The sequence below is a fragment of the Dyadobacter sp. CY345 genome, assembly GCF_021502725.1.
Classification (GTDB): domain Bacteria; phylum Bacteroidota; class Bacteroidia; order Cytophagales; family Spirosomataceae; genus Dyadobacter.
The window spans coordinates 661,920-675,868 of sequence record NZ_JAKFFS010000004.1; the positions used below are offsets into that span (position 1 = coordinate 661,920).

General features: G+C 40.2%; 14 protein-coding genes. 8 read left to right on the forward strand and 6 right to left on the reverse strand.

Annotated elements, in window-relative coordinates:
* The first annotated feature begins 100 nt into the window (after positions 1–100).
* The 3 genes from L0657_RS20215 (at position 101) to L0657_RS20225 (ending at position 4,341) form a co-directional block, all read left to right on the forward strand.
* Positions 101–901, forward strand: coding sequence for a 5'-nucleotidase, lipoprotein e(P4) family (locus L0657_RS20215; RefSeq protein WP_235152568.1), 801 nt, complete (start codon positions 101–103; stop codon positions 899–901).
* A gap of 76 nt (positions 902–977) precedes the next feature.
* Positions 978–2,372 (forward strand): alpha-L-fucosidase, encoded by a 1,395-nt coding sequence (locus L0657_RS20220; RefSeq protein WP_235152569.1) that lies wholly within the window; start codon positions 978–980, stop codon positions 2,370–2,372.
* Positions 2,373–2,535: 163 nt separating this feature from the next.
* Entirely contained in the window at positions 2,536–4,341 is a 1,806-nt protein-coding gene (locus tag L0657_RS20225; RefSeq protein WP_235152570.1) for a hypothetical protein, read from the forward strand.
* 24 nt (positions 4,342–4,365) lie between these two features.
* On the opposite strand, the gene L0657_RS20230 is transcribed toward L0657_RS20225, so the two are convergent.
* On the reverse strand, positions 4,366–4,797 hold the full coding sequence (locus tag L0657_RS20230; protein ID WP_235152571.1) for a hypothetical protein: 432 nt from the start codon (positions 4,795–4,797) through the stop codon (positions 4,366–4,368).
* 28 nt (positions 4,798–4,825) lie between these two features.
* Positions 4,826–5,389 (reverse strand): Crp/Fnr family transcriptional regulator, encoded by a 564-nt coding sequence (locus tag L0657_RS20235; protein ID WP_235152572.1) that lies wholly within the window; start codon positions 5,387–5,389, stop codon positions 4,826–4,828.
* Positions 5,390–5,636: 247 nt separating this feature from the next.
* Here L0657_RS20235 and L0657_RS20240 point away from each other — a divergent pair, with 247 nt between their 5' ends.
* Positions 5,637–6,329, forward strand: a complete 693-nt coding sequence (locus L0657_RS20240; RefSeq protein WP_235152573.1) for a type 1 glutamine amidotransferase domain-containing protein — start codon at positions 5,637–5,639, stop codon at positions 6,327–6,329.
* A gap of 399 nt (positions 6,330–6,728) precedes the next feature.
* On the opposite strand, the gene L0657_RS20245 is transcribed toward L0657_RS20240, so the two are convergent.
* Both L0657_RS20245 and L0657_RS20250 read right to left on the reverse strand, forming a co-directional pair.
* Complete coding sequence (locus tag L0657_RS20245; RefSeq protein ID WP_235152574.1) at positions 6,729–7,337, reverse strand: hypothetical protein; 609 nt, start codon at positions 7,335–7,337, stop codon at positions 6,729–6,731.
* A gap of 338 nt (positions 7,338–7,675) precedes the next feature.
* Complete coding sequence (locus tag L0657_RS20250) at positions 7,676–9,070, reverse strand: T9SS type A sorting domain-containing protein (protein ID WP_235152575.1); 1,395 nt, start codon at positions 9,068–9,070, stop codon at positions 7,676–7,678.
* 326 nt (positions 9,071–9,396) lie between these two features.
* Between L0657_RS20250 and L0657_RS20255 the strand changes: the two genes are divergently transcribed.
* Complete coding sequence (locus tag L0657_RS20255; RefSeq protein ID WP_235152576.1) at positions 9,397–9,963, forward strand: cupin domain-containing protein; 567 nt, start codon at positions 9,397–9,399, stop codon at positions 9,961–9,963.
* 133 nt (positions 9,964–10,096) lie between these two features.
* Here L0657_RS20255 and L0657_RS20260 read toward each other — a convergent pair whose 3' ends face one another.
* Both L0657_RS20260 and L0657_RS20265 read right to left on the reverse strand, forming a co-directional pair.
* A complete protein-coding gene (locus L0657_RS20260; RefSeq protein ID WP_235152577.1) occupies positions 10,097–10,429 on the reverse strand; it encodes a YegP family protein in 333 nt (110 codons plus the stop codon).
* 123 nt (positions 10,430–10,552) lie between these two features.
* Positions 10,553–11,395 (reverse strand): AraC family transcriptional regulator, encoded by an 843-nt coding sequence (locus L0657_RS20265; protein WP_235152578.1) that lies wholly within the window; start codon positions 11,393–11,395, stop codon positions 10,553–10,555.
* Between the two features lie 177 nt (positions 11,396–11,572).
* On the opposite strand from L0657_RS20265, the gene L0657_RS20270 reads away from it, so the two are divergent.
* From L0657_RS20270 to L0657_RS20280, 3 genes are all read left to right on the forward strand, one after another.
* Positions 11,573–12,388 (forward strand): DUF1080 domain-containing protein, encoded by an 816-nt coding sequence (locus tag L0657_RS20270; RefSeq protein ID WP_235152579.1) that lies wholly within the window; start codon positions 11,573–11,575, stop codon positions 12,386–12,388.
* Between the two features lie 159 nt (positions 12,389–12,547).
* On the forward strand, positions 12,548–13,117 hold the full coding sequence (locus tag L0657_RS20275; protein WP_235152580.1) for a Crp/Fnr family transcriptional regulator: 570 nt from the start codon (positions 12,548–12,550) through the stop codon (positions 13,115–13,117).
* Positions 13,118–13,243: 126 nt separating this feature from the next.
* Positions 13,244–13,909, forward strand: a complete 666-nt coding sequence (locus L0657_RS20280) for a hypothetical protein (protein WP_235152581.1) — start codon at positions 13,244–13,246, stop codon at positions 13,907–13,909.
* Positions 13,910–13,949 lie beyond the last annotated feature (40 nt).

The window sequence follows — 13,949 nt, forward strand, 5'->3', positions numbered from 1 at the left end:
TTGTTGCCAAAATCGAATAGTTTGAGGTAAAGCGCTGGAATGTTGCGGTAAATTCGGAGATTTATGAGCAGCCTTCGTGATAACTTATTTACTTTGTCCTATGAAAAAAATCTTCATTTTAATCGCAGCGGTGGCTTTAGGATGCTCCACTTCCAAACAGTCTGCTGTTAGTTCCACCGATGCGCTGAACCTCACAGCCGACGGAAAGTTATTCACAGCATTATTTCAACAGCGCGCCGCTGAATATAAAGCATTATGTTTCCAGGCTTTCAATATTGCACATCTTCGCGTTGATGAAGCTTTGCAGCAGCCGCAAACGAAACCTATGGCGATTGTAACTGATATTGATGAAACCGTTTTAGATAATAGCGCGTATGATGTGAAACAGTCGCTGGTCGGGAAAGATTATGAACAAAAATCATGGGAACAATGGACCGGACTTTCAAAGGCAGATACCATTCCAGGTGCTTTATCCTTTTTAAAATATGCAGGTTCAAAAGGTATAAAGATATTTTATCTGACGAATCGTGCAGAAGCTGAACGTAAAGGAACTTTGGAAAATTTGATTCGTTTTGGTTTTCCTGACGCGGTTAATGAACATCTGATTTTAAAACAAAATGTATCGTCCAAGGAATCACGGAGACAAACTATCGCGCAAACGCATAACATTATTATGCTGATGGGCGATAATCTGGCCGATTTCAGTGCATTATTTGATAAAAAACCGGAAGATGAAAGGATGAAAAATACATACGCTTCGGCTTCTGAATTTGGCAAGCGTTTTATTGTATTACCAAATCCTGTTTACGGAGATTGGGAAAATTCAGTTTATCAATACAACAACAAGCTTACCGCCGCACAAAAAGATTCAATCATCAAAAGTGTCCTGAAAAGCTATTAATTAAAACAACAATTGACCACCCCTGACTATTTCCTGACCAAACTTAACAATCCCCTATAATTCAAATAGTACTCCTATGCTAAATCGTTTTTTTACGTTACTAATTCTTCTTATCCCAATAGCAGCGCAATCCCAGACTGCGGTAAAAAATGCAAAACCGTTGAGCCAGCTTCAGCAGGAATTTATTGATCTGCGTTTTGGCATGTTTATTCATTACAATATCCCGACTTATATGGATCAGGACTGGCCTGATCCGGATGCTTCTCCGGCCATGTTCAATCCGACAAAACTGGATTGTAATCAATGGGCAAAAGCGGCAAAATCGGCAGGGATGTCTTATGGCTGTCTCACAACAAAACACCACAGCGGATTTTGTATCTGGGATACTAAAACTACCGACTACAGCGTCATGAACAGTCCGCTGAAACGTGATGTGGTAAAAGAATATGCAGAAAGTTTTCGGGCTAATGGTTTAAAAGTGATGCTTTATTATTCCATTTTGGATACGCATCACAAGCTTCGTCCGGGGCATATCGAGAAAAAACATGTCGATATGGTGAAGGCGCAGCTGACTGAATTGTTGACCAAGTATGGCGAAATTTCTGCGTTAATTATTGACGGCTGGGATGCACCATGGTCAAGAATTTCCTATGACGATGTGCCGTTTGAAGAAATTTATACTTTGGTAAAAACCTTGCAGCCAAATTGTTTGCTGATGGACCTGAATGCGGCGAAATATCCGAAAGAAGCGCTTTATTACACCGATATTAAATCCTACGAACAAGGTGCCGGACAGCATATCTCGAAGGAAACCAATCAGCTGCCTGCACTTTCCTGTCTGCCGATCAATAGCGCCTGGTTTTGGAAAAAATCCTTCCCAAACTCTCCTATGAAAAATCCGGTGGATCTGGTTAATAATAATCTGGTACCATTCAATCAGGCATATTGTAATTTTATTTTGAACGTAGCCCCAAACCGCGATGGCCTTATTGACGACAATGCCCTGAAAGCTTTGGAACAGATGGGAAATACCTGGAAAAAGGGGAATGTACCAAAACTTGGTAAGTTCGATGCGCCTATTATTTCATCTAATATCGCCAAACACCAACCGACAAATTCGAGCTGGAGTGAGGATATGGATATTATGGATTTTGCCAATGACGATAGTTTTACAACATCCTGGAAATCGAATAAAGAAGTGAAAAGTACTTGGTTTGAGATCGATTTTGATCAGGACAAATCATTCAATATGATCACGATTGCGCAAGGTGGAAATGCGGTGATCAAAAAATATCGGGTGGAATATTTTGGCAACGGCAGCTGGAAATCAATTCAGACGGTAGAAAATCCTGAAAAAATAAAAACCCTTCGTTTCGACAGAGTCTGGGGTGGAAAGGTGAGGATTATGATTGATGAGTTCACAGCTGCGCCGGCCTTGGCCGAAGTCGGCGTTTATAACGAAAGAAGATAATTCAATAAAATGCCGAAAGTCCGTTTATCCTTTTTTTGGGTAAACGGACTTTTCATTTTAATCCTGATGATTTTAATCATGAATCAGGCGAACTCAAATCAATTTTTCTCTTGCTGCTTCGATATAGTTTTGAACCGTGAATTTAATACTCCGGCAAAACATCATGATTCAGGAAAATACTACGCATACTTTTCATATACCCGTTTTAGGACTGGGATATTCTGTTGATACTCCTATCAAAGTTTCCCATTTGGGAATTTCATCCGTTGCTTCCATCGTCGATGACGAGATGATTGAGCGGATGAGAAAATTTCATACATTAAAAAACGAAGAGAAATTTGAACCGATTTATTCCGGTGCGCATGATTTCCGGAGCCGGCGCATTACTGCCTATCTGGATTTGATGGAAAGAATTGTGAACAAACAATTCGATTCGTTGAAACAAACGCCGTTTGAAACGGGAAGTGAAATCGATAGATACTTTGAGCTTTTGCCTGAAACCTCATCGCTGAAAAAACGATACATTGAAATGACGTTATGCCAGGATGAGAATCAGAAATTAAACTTGCAGAAAGACCTGCGGGGAAGTCTGAAAAAGGGAGCTATTGATGTCAATATTATGTCAAAAGTGGATAAGCTGAACCGGGATGTTCATGGGGAAATGCTGCCGGATGAATATTCAGATGCTTCTGCTTCTCTGCGTGGTTTTGCAGAAAGTACGCTTACTTCGTCTCTGATTCTTTCAGCAGGAATGAACCCGAGACTTTATAATTACCTCGAAAAATTTAAAGATTTTTATCCTGATAAAAACGGCGAGTTACGCAAGAAAATAATCCTGAAAGTAAGCGATTTCCGGTCTGCATTTATCCAGGCCAAATTTCTTGCCAAAAAGGGAATTTGGGTTTCCGAGTTTCGTATTGAATCTGGTCTCAATTGCGGCGGACATGCCTTCGCCACCGAGGGTTATTTGTTAGGGCCAATTCTGGAAGAATTTAAAACAAAAAAACAGGAAATGTTGTCCGAGCTTTTCGGATTGTATAAGTCGGCACTTACCGCAAAAGGATATGAAACGGATCAGATTCCTGACCTGCGCATCACTGTCCAGGGAGGAATCGGTACGGCGGAGGAAGATCAGTTTTTATTGAATTATTATGAAGTGGATGCGACAGGCTGGGGGAGTCCGTTTTTGCTTGTGCCGGAAGTCACCAACGTCGACGAAGCGACTTTGAAGGATCTCGCAGAAGCTGAAAGCGATGATTATTATATCAGCAATTCTTCTCCACTTGGTGTTTTGTTTAATAATTTCAAAAAAAGCAGTGCCGAAAAGGAGCGTTTACAGCGGATTGCCGCCGGAAGGCCTGGAAGTCCCTGCCGGAAAAAATATCTTGTTTCGAATACAGAATTTACGGCCGAACCTATTTGCACGGCATCCAGACAATACCAGAATTTGAAGATCAAACAACTCGAAACACTTGAACCGCGTCCGGAAAATTTTCAGGAACAGTTCGATCTGATCACCGAAAAACTTTGTTTGTGCGATGGACTAAGTACGTCTACTTTGCTGAAAAATAACCTGATCAAGCCGAGAGAAAATAAAGCGGTCTCCATTTGTCCGGGACCTAATCTGGCCTGGTTTTCCAAAGTTTACTCGCTCGACGAAATGGTCAGCCATATCTATGGAAAAGTAGATTTGTTAAGTCAGGTTAAGCGGCCGAATATGTTTATCAACGAGCTGAATTTGTATGTAGATTATTACAAGAAAGATCTCGAAATGAACGCGAAGATGCTGAATGATAAGAAGAAAAAATATCTTCAGAAATTTAGCGAACAGTTGATCGTTGGGATCGATTATTATAAAAAGCTGATACCTCAATTGGTCAACCAGACGGAAACTTACCGTGCTGAAATGATCAGCCAATTGAAAAATATCGAAGCAGAACTGCTTGAATGCCGGTTGGAAATGGCATAACGACAATCATACTTCCGGCTACTCTTATACAAACGGACGTATGATCTTTTCCTGTTTTTCTTTAATCACCAGATAATCATTCCGGCCAAACGTAAGGAAATACCCGACAATCAGAAAGGCCGGGATAATGAACCAGATAAGGTATTGAATATCGAAAAATACGGATGAAATAAAATGGATGCTGAGTACGGCATACAAGGAATTAATGACCAGGTTTCCATGTTCGAATATATCGACTGAAATAGATTTCCTTTGATTGTCAGTCAGGGAAAAAGACAGTTCCTGGCTGCCGTACCAGCCCGACTTTATTTTGATTTTTATAGTTCCGGTTGCTACTTCAAATTCTGACGATTCTCCGTTCAAAACTGTTCCGAGTTTCAGGTCATCGCAAAATACATGGATTTTTTTAACCCGGCTGTTCCATGATTTTGTTAGGCTAACCTCCAATTTTGGCATGTTATAGCGAGATTTAAAATTTCATTATTTAAGCCGTGAATCTGCTCAAAGTTTCTCTTGAAACACCAAGATACGAAGCCATCAGCGTTTTAGGAACCCGTTGATATAATTGCGGATATTTTTCAATCAGGTGCATATATCTTGATCTGGCATCGAACTTTAAAAAGGATAAAATTCTTTGCTGTAAACCCACGTAACCCGTGTTCGTTTTGATCCTGAAAAAATGCTCCATCTTGTGCATTTCGGAGCAGAGTTTGCTTTTATTAAAATCAGTCAGTACCAAAACTGTAACATCTTCGATGCAATCAATATTCAGAGTCGCTTTTTCATGATTGTTAAACGCCTGATAATCTGTAACCCACCAGTTCTCCATTGAAAATTGCAGGATATGCTCCTTTCCGTCATCACCCAGATAAGTGGATTTTAAAAGTCCTTCCAACACAAAATATTCCTGATCTACATAATTTCCCTGCTGCACTACAAACTGGTGCTTTTTGAATTTTTTTGATTCAAAATGAGGTAACACATAATCGAATTCAGCGTCTGTCAGCGTAACAATTTCTTCGATATGTCTTCTTAACCGTAAACTCATAATTAAATATCTGATGTGTTAAACCAGCAAATTTTAAGATTTAATCCTCCATTTATTGGCTTTGGTGTGATGTTTGTCACAGCAAAACAGTGATTTATTTCCTTATACTGCTCCTCAATAACTGCCGACCTTTGTAAAAAAATAAATATGAAAATCAAATCATTTCTGTTAGCTGTGCCTGGTTCCCTTTGCGATTTTAGGGGCCAACACGGCTGACACAAATTTAACTAAACAAATGACTAACCATATGAAAACTAAAAAAGTCCTTTTCGTAGTAACGTCTTTTGATCAGGTGCCAAACGGAACAAAAACGGGAATCTGGATCGAAGAATTTGCTTCTCCCTATTTTTTATTGACTGCACAGGGAATTGATATCACCGTTGCTTCGCCAAAAGGCGGCAAGGCACCAATTGACCCTAAAAGTACAAAACCAGAATTCACAACAGAATCGGTGACGAGATTTTTTGGCGATGCTTCGGCTCAGGAAAAGTTGAATAATACGATCGCTCTGGATGCTATTGATTCGAAAGAATTCGATGCTGTTTTTTATCCCGGCGGTCATGGTCCTATGTGGGATTTGCCTGAAAATAAAATTTCAATCAACATTATTGAATCATTTTATAAGGCTGGAAAACCTGTTGCCCTGGTATGTCATGCGCCAGCAGCTTTGAAAAATGTTAAAAGTGAAAACGGTGATCTTTTTGTAAAAGGCAAAAAAGTAGCCGGTTTTACAAATAGTGAAGAAATTGCAGGACAGTCAACCGGCGAAGTTCCGTTTATGCTGGAAGATATGTTAGTTGAAAATGGAGCGGTTTATGAGAAAGGTGCAGATTGGCAGCCATTTGCGGTAAGCGATGGCGTGCTTATCACCGGACAAAATCCGGCATCTTCCGAACTGGTTGCTGAAAAGATTATTTCTGCTTTAAAATCGGTTCAATAATTAAGAAAGAATGAATTAATAAAACTGAGACTGCCGAAAGGTGGTCTCTTTTTTTTGTTGCTAAAAATCAGTGTGGCTATGGCTAAAGCCGGGTATACTTTGGCCGTTTCTCCCCAAGCTAAAGCTTGGGGTTAGATAAACATGCTGGACACCGGGGGTAGATAATCATGCTGAACACCTGTGTTAAGAAACTAGTTGACTGAGGTTAGGTAATCTGGCTGAATGCTGAAGTAAAGTAACTTGCTTGACTGAAGTTAGGTAATCAGGCTGAATACTGGAGTTTAGTAACTTGGCCATTGACTGGGGGCAGGTAGCCAGGCCGTTGACGGGGAATAAGTAATCAGTCTTTCAACTAGTGGAGTAACTTAGCCTTGTTAGCTGCTTATTATTAGACGGTTATCAATACGTTTCCATCACTTTCAATTTATTCCGGTCATTAATTTTAATGGAAGCAAAGGACAGTTTGTAACATACAAATCCTGCCGCCATTAATGCCCCGCCAACGATAAATGCGGACGCGTCGGTTGTAAAACGTTTGTCATCCACACCCTTGTTTACGAAATCAGCACCGATGTAAAGTATGCCCGCAATCGGGAAGTAATAGGATGCTTCTGTGATGAATGGAATCCGTTTGGAAACTTTGATAAGCCGTACATCTTTCAGCATAATTTCTCTGGAATCCATTTTGCCCGTAGCTTCATTGGCGATGGTAAAAGACGAGTCAGAAATGCTAACAATGGCCGTTTTGAAGCGGATATTTTCATTATGCATCCTGAACTTTACCTGATCTCCAGGGAAAAAGCGATAACGTCGAAATTTTCCAATGCGTGGCGAAGAATCCAGGATCAGGTATTTCTGGCCGGGCAAACCAGTGATATTCTTGTTGCCATTTTTTTTGAAAAAAAGCGCTTCGCTAGTCAGTGCTTTTGTGCGATCATAGGCATCTTGTGACCGGACAGAGGAATTGATAAGTATCACTGCAAAAACCAAAAAAAGATATTTTTTCATGAAAGACTTGAATGGCTCATATAGGAAGGTATTCGTTTAAACGAGAATAAGTGTTGCATTGTTGCTTCCCCCTTGTACAAGGCTGTGCGTAATAATATGTTGTTGCGCATCTACTAAACATAAGGCTTTTGAAAAGTAAAATCTCCGATTACTAACTACCTCTCTGATTTCATTGATGTCTTACTAATTATTAGTTTCTGTTTTGAAGAGCGTTACATAAGATTAATTCAAAAAAGAGCACTGATTGGCAACTGCATATTTACTTTTAGAGCTCTTTTTTGAATTGAAATCGTAACAAATAATTGAGATTTCCGAAGAATACTTAAACTACCAACGAATTAACGGGTGATGAGAACTTTATGAGATTCCTCGCCAATTTTCAATATATACACACCGTTTGGCAGCTTACCCGTTTCAAGAGGTTTCGAAGGAATGGATGATGCTTTCTGTAAAATTATACCTTGTTCGTTGACTAATTGGTAAGGCTGGTTTCTATTTGCAATTTCAACATAAAGCTGGTTATCGGCCGGATTGGGATAAACCGTTGTAAGTGCGTCTTTATCCTTTACCTTAATTATGATAATCCTTGAATAGGAGAATTTTTGGTCGAAATCGATTTGTTTTAGACGATAGTAAACAAGAGGTTCTGTGATTACATCCGTAAAAGAATAACTTTTCGTCTCATTTGTATCTCCGTTACCTTCTACAAAACCAGCCTTCATAAATGTTTTTGCATTCAAACTGCGTTCTATGTCAAAACCATAATTTGTAGTTTCAGAAGTGGTTTGCCAGGTAAGAGAATTGCCTTCTGGTGTGTTCTTTCCCTGAAAATTTATTAACGTTACTGGTAGTGAGATGCAGTACGCTGTTTGCTTTATCTCCTGAATTGAATTACATCCCGTTGCATTACTTGTAATATTATAAAAAGTCGGATTCGTAAGAACAAATTTACACACACTTTCCACTCCACAATAAGAAAGCGCAATTGAATTTATAATTGTTAAAGCACTAATTTCGGATGGATTAATTTTGTCTAGCCCGGAAAGACTTGTTAACGAGTTGTTGTTGATAATACTTACATAATTTTGGTTGCCCAGAGACCTAAGATTAATCAAACCTGTAAGATTTACCAATGCAGGATTTTCGCTGATAAATAAATAACCTTGGATTGAGGTAAGTGCTGACAGGGCGTCTACGTTTGTAAGAACTGTATTCTGTGCGATCGAAACTTCTCCTATTATATTGGTGAGATTTTCAAGACCAGATAAACTTGTCAATAGAGGATTAGCCCCAATAGACAAAAAGCCATTAACAGTTTTTATTTTGCTTAGGGCAGAAATATTCTGAAGTCCATTGTTGAAGACTATGCGCAGTGAGCCGCCAATATTAAATAAATTACCCAGGCCATCAAGGGAAGTTATAAGCGGATTGCTTTCTATGTTTACAGATTGTCCAATTTGTGAAACATTTGAAAGACCTGACAGGCTTGTGAGCATTGGATTTGCTTTTATATCCAAAGTGCCTGTAATTGCTATCAGACCGTTTAGTCCCGCCAAATTAGTTATATCATCACCTGATATTGATACATTGCCAAATATTACCGCACATCCGGGATGCGTTGCGGCATAAGTATCAATACTCGTCTGAGTAGTGAAATTGATTGAACCACAGCTTTGGGCTAAAAGAGTGTCAGAAAGGCTGATGAGCAAGAAAAGTAGATAGATCTTTTTCATTAATAGAGGATTGAAGGGTGAGTATAATGTTACTTATAGTACTTCGCTACTTTTAAAAGGTAACGCGATAGGCGTAAGAATTTATAAATTAATTTTATAAATCTTTATTCGGGTATAAAAAAGGGCTATTTCGTATTTGAGGTGTCATTTTAGCACGATCATATACAATTAATGATGTGTCAAAGAATTCTACTTGAATCTCCGTTTACTAACTGTCTCTCTGATTTGATGGTGGTATCACAACTTATTAGTAATTTAAACTATCATTTTCTGTCTTAATTAGTATGTAACTTACTATTAATCAGTATTGTTAAAACAATTAGTATATGAAAAGGGGGAATTTTATTGCATCATTGATTGCAATCTTTTCAGCACCGTCTATCGCTTGGAATAACGTTAAAAAAGTTTTTTCAAGAAGTGAAAAAGGTTTCAAAATTCCAGCGGGAGAAGGAAGAATTCACGGACATATTCAGTTAAAAGGTGTGAACGCGAATATGCTTGATGTCGAAATTTCGGGCAGTGATACCAACGGTGATCTGGCGATTTTTGAACAGACATCCCTCTCGCAGGGCAAAGGCACGCCGTTGCACATACATCCATTACAGGACGAAATTTTTTACGTTATCGATGGTTCCTACATTTTTAAAGTAGGAGAAGATAAATACGATCTTAAAACAGGTGACAGTATTGTCCTTCCCCGGAAAGTCCCGCACGCCTGGACACAGGTTTCAGAAAAGGGTAAAATGCTGGTTATACTGCAACCTGCCGGCAAACTTGAAAATTTCTTTGTGACCATGTCTGGTTTGGATCATGTACCCGCACAAGAGGAAATCACAAAGATTTTTAATGAGAATGAAATGCAGGTGGTTGGGCCGGGTTTGAAGGTTGATTAGCGGCAGCAAGTTGCTGCACATACCGGCAGATGCGTTGGTTAAAGAATATGATTTGATCGCCTAGAATATTTTTTACATTTTCTGAAAACTCACAGAAACCAAACCCAGCGAGTTTTCAGAACAAAAATATCTTCTAAACCGTCTGATCATCAACCGTTCCTGTCGGTCCGTTTTTCTTCACGGATTCAATTCCGTTATCTCTTCCGGATGTGCTTTCGTACATTTCGCTGCTGCCGATAATCTGGCCGTTGGTGGCTTTCAGGCTGAAAAAGTATTTGCCATTCGTGGAAGTTTTCTTTTCATAACGCGCATCGTCCGGCGAATTTTTCTTTACCGATTCTATGCCGTTTTCGCAGGAATTTTTGGTACTGTATCCCTCGCTTGCTAAAATTACCTGGCCATTGTCCGCTTTCAGGTTAAACTGATACTCGCCATTTGCACGCTTGGTTATCACATACTTGCTCATAATAAACTGGTTTTGTGTATAGAATTCTTTACGATGTTAAGTAAACGTTTTGGGTGAAAAAATGCAAATTTTATCTCAAATTTGAATATTTGGAAATATGAGGAAAGTTACAAAACCGTAATACTAAGCAACATCCAACCTCCTGAACTCCGTTGGCGTACTTCCGGTATATTTTCTAAACTGTTTGCAAAAATGACTCTCATCCGTATAGCCAAATTCATCTGCTATTTCTGAAAGTGAAAGCTGACTGTAAAGCAGCCGCGCTTCGATGAGTTTGATCTTATGTTTGACTATGTATTGTTTTAAAGATTCGCCGGTTTGTTTCTTGAAAAAGATGCTGATATAGGCAGGCGCATAGTTAAAAACCTCAGCCAGATGTTCCATCGTCAGTTCCGCCGGATTGTAAATATGTTGTCTGACGTATAATAGGATAGGTTCCACCGAATCTTTTAAAACAACTTTCGTCCGCGTTTGCCCCAACAAATTCCGGGCGAGGATCACCATCATACTTTGCATCAGACTATCGCGAACAATCTCGAAATATGGCGATTGATGGTTTTCATATTCTCCTTCGAGAATCGTCAGCAGGCTGTGAAGTTTCTGTTTTTCCAGTTTTTCTTCCACAATGGAACCGCGACTTTGGGAAGAAGTATACAGCAAAGCCTGCCTGATCTGCTGCCAGGGACTATCCTTTTCTGCCCTGTGATTTTTGTTGAATAACTCATTAAAACGTATAAAACAGAATTCTGTCAGGACTTCGATTTCAAAATCATGGAAATCTTCCGGGCCCAGAAGAAAAACATCACCTTCCTGATACCTGAAAGTATTCCCGTTAATGTTATGAACGCCCTTACCTTTCAGTATAAAAATAATCTCAAAATACGTGTGTTTGTGCACCGAGTGCATCCACGTTTCTGCCTCAAAATGGTAGATGTTAAAAGGCGTATGAAGTATGTATCGTTTCATAATAAAGTGGCAGAGCGACAAACATACCGAGAAATATTAGATTTTTACAATGAACCGAAATTTCCGCCAAGTTAGTTTTGTATCGGCATAGCCAGTTATGCCGATCATATTTACTACTCTATGAAATATATTTTCCTTTCAATTCTTATTTTAATAAGCCTTTTAACACTTTCATCCATGAAGAAGGCCGATGAATGGACTGTACTTCTGGACAAGGATTTATCTCAGTGGGAATCTTATTTAAGTTATCGGCATAAAAATGGCTATAATGGAAAAATACCGAAAGATGCTTCGGGTGCAGATATTGCACCGATTGGTTATAACAAGGACGACACGCATGTTTTTTCAATTTTAAGTGAACCCGGCGGACCGGTGCTGCGGGTAAGCGGTGAAATATATGGATGCCTGATTTCACGCGCTGTATACAAAAACTACCATCTGAAACTTCTGGTGAAATGGGGAAAGGATAAGTATGAGCCGCGGAAAGAGAAGCTGCGCGATTCGGGTATTCTGTATCATTCCATCGGACCTGCCGGTGCGGAATATTTTCGTTCATGGATGCTTTCGCAGGAATTTCAGATCATGGAAGGGCATATGGGCGATTTCTGGTGCCAGGCCAATTCGGCCATTGACATCCGTTCGTATCCTTCGGAAGGTGTCATGAACAGGGTTGCCGACGAAAAACAGCCCTTTGGCGTTTTCAAAAGTGGCAGCGATTATTTCTGTCTTCGCTCTGTGGATTATGAAAAACCTGCCGGAGAATGGAATACGCTGGAACTGATCTGTGTCGACGGGAAAAGTCTGCATATCGTGAACGGGCGTGTGGTGATGGTTTTGCAAAACTCGCGGTATATTGAATCTGATGGAAAAGAAGTGCCGATGACCAGCGGCAAAATCCAGCTGCAAAGCGAAGCCGCCGAGGTTTTTTACAAAGAAATCCGCATCAAACCACTTTCAGCCATGCCGAAAGAATATGAGAAACTGTTTCTCTGAAATTTTTGTGATAAGAAATCATTACGAAAGCACTTCCGGCTTTGTTATATGATTTCTTATCACGAATTTTAAAGCAAGAACACCAGGGAAGTTAAATCATCCGAAATTTTGTTCCTTACATAAATCTGACAGCCGACCGCCGAAAGCCGACCGCCCAAAATGACCGACCTCGAACAATACCTTCATTCCTATTTCACCTTTGATCAGGAGGACCTTGTGAAAGTGTCTGCACTGTTCAAAAAGAAAACTTTGAATAAAGGCGATTATTTTCTGAAAGCGGATAAAAAGTGTAATCAGCTCTGTTTCATCCAATCCGGACTTTTGCGAATTTATGCGGATGTTGACGGCAAGGAAGTGACGCAATGGATATCGACCAAAGGTTATTTTGTAGCCGATCTGTCGAGTTTGCTTTTTCAAACGCCGTCGCGCTGGAATATGCAGGCGCTGACGAACCTGGACATATTTGTCATTGAACGGGCGGAATACAACCGGCTTGGGGAGATTATCCCGAAATGGCCGGAGACGGAAAAGTTATTTCTTGCCCATTGTTTCAAGATGATGGAAGACCGGATTTTTTCATTTATCTCCATGACCGCCGAGGAACGATACCATTTTTTCTTTGAGAAAAACCGTGAGATTTTTAACCAGGTGCCGTTGCAATACCTTGCTTCCATGCTGGGGATGACACCTGAAACCATCAGCCGTATCCGGAGAAAACAGTTGATATGATCCCGCAAAAACCGAAACACACAAAAAATGCTTTATTTTCCTGCAAAACCATTTTCTTGATTTTTGTCAAGTAACCTGGCGTTGCCGACCGGTACCTTTGTAACATACTAAACCAAGTCAGAAATCATGTTTTTAGGACATTACGGTCTCGCCCTTGCCGCGAAGAAAATCGCTCCAAAAGTTTCGCTTACCATGCTTTTTGTAGCCGTGGAATTTGTAGATATCCTGTGGCCGTTTTTATTGCTCTTCAACATTGAAACCGTGAAAGTACATCCCGGTTTTACCGAAGTGACACCTTTTGAGTTCGTCCATTATCCCTATACGCACAGTCTTTTCATGGGGATTGTCTGGGGACTTATCGTTGGCGGTGGCTTCTGGCTTTTCAAAAAAGATACCAAAAGCGCGGTTATTGTCGGTCTTGCAGTGTTGAGCCACTGGTTTCTGGACGTTATTGTCCACATCCCGGATCTGCCTCTGACGCCTTTTGGTGATTTCAAAGTCGGGATGGGCTTATGGAATTATAAGATGATCACCATATTGCTGGAAAGTATTATCTTTTTTGGCGGCGTTTATATTTATGCGAAAAGCACAAAAGCCATCAACGCCCAAGGTACCTGGGGACTGTGGATCATGACCGGCTTTTTCCTTCTGGCCAACGCCTACAACCTGTTCGGCCCGCCACCGGAAGATAATGTCATGGTTTTGTTTGTTTCGTTTGTGGTTTTGCAAGTGATTGTGCTGGGGTTGGCCTGGTGGGTTGATAAGAATAGGAGGATGGTTGAGGCCATTTAATACAAAGTGCGCAGCGTGCTTTTAATACACTCCGCACTTT

Excerpts from the sequence above, each read along its gene's own strand:
- L0657_RS20215 (WP_235152568.1), top strand. The coding sequence starts at position 101 with ATGAAAAAAATCTTCATTTTAATCGCAGCGGTGGCTTTAGGATGCTCC.
- L0657_RS20220 (WP_235152569.1), top strand. The coding sequence starts at position 978 with ATGCTAAATCGTTTTTTTACGTTACTAATTCTTCTTATCCCAATAGCA.
- L0657_RS20225 (WP_235152570.1), top strand. The coding sequence starts at position 2,536 with ATGATTCAGGAAAATACTACGCATACTTTTCATATACCCGTTTTAGGA.
- L0657_RS20230 (WP_235152571.1), bottom strand. The coding sequence starts at position 4,797 with ATGCCAAAATTGGAGGTTAGCCTAACAAAATCATGGAACAGCCGGGTT.
- L0657_RS20235 (WP_235152572.1), bottom strand. The coding sequence starts at position 5,389 with ATGAGTTTACGGTTAAGAAGACATATCGAAGAAATTGTTACGCTGACA.
- L0657_RS20240 (WP_235152573.1), top strand. The coding sequence starts at position 5,637 with ATGAAAACTAAAAAAGTCCTTTTCGTAGTAACGTCTTTTGATCAGGTG.
- L0657_RS20245 (WP_235152574.1), bottom strand. The coding sequence starts at position 7,337 with ATGAAAAAATATCTTTTTTTGGTTTTTGCAGTGATACTTATCAATTCC.
- L0657_RS20250 (WP_235152575.1), bottom strand. The coding sequence starts at position 9,070 with ATGAAAAAGATCTATCTACTTTTCTTGCTCATCAGCCTTTCTGACACT.
- L0657_RS20255 (WP_235152576.1), top strand. The coding sequence starts at position 9,397 with ATGAAAAGGGGGAATTTTATTGCATCATTGATTGCAATCTTTTCAGCA.
- L0657_RS20260 (WP_235152577.1), bottom strand. The coding sequence starts at position 10,429 with ATGAGCAAGTATGTGATAACCAAGCGTGCAAATGGCGAGTATCAGTTT.
- L0657_RS20265 (WP_235152578.1), bottom strand. The coding sequence starts at position 11,395 with ATGAAACGATACATACTTCATACGCCTTTTAACATCTACCATTTTGAG.
- L0657_RS20270 (WP_235152579.1), top strand. The coding sequence starts at position 11,573 with ATGAAGAAGGCCGATGAATGGACTGTACTTCTGGACAAGGATTTATCT.
- L0657_RS20275 (WP_235152580.1), top strand. The coding sequence starts at position 12,548 with ATGACCGACCTCGAACAATACCTTCATTCCTATTTCACCTTTGATCAG.
- L0657_RS20280 (WP_235152581.1), top strand. The coding sequence starts at position 13,244 with ATGTTTTTAGGACATTACGGTCTCGCCCTTGCCGCGAAGAAAATCGCT.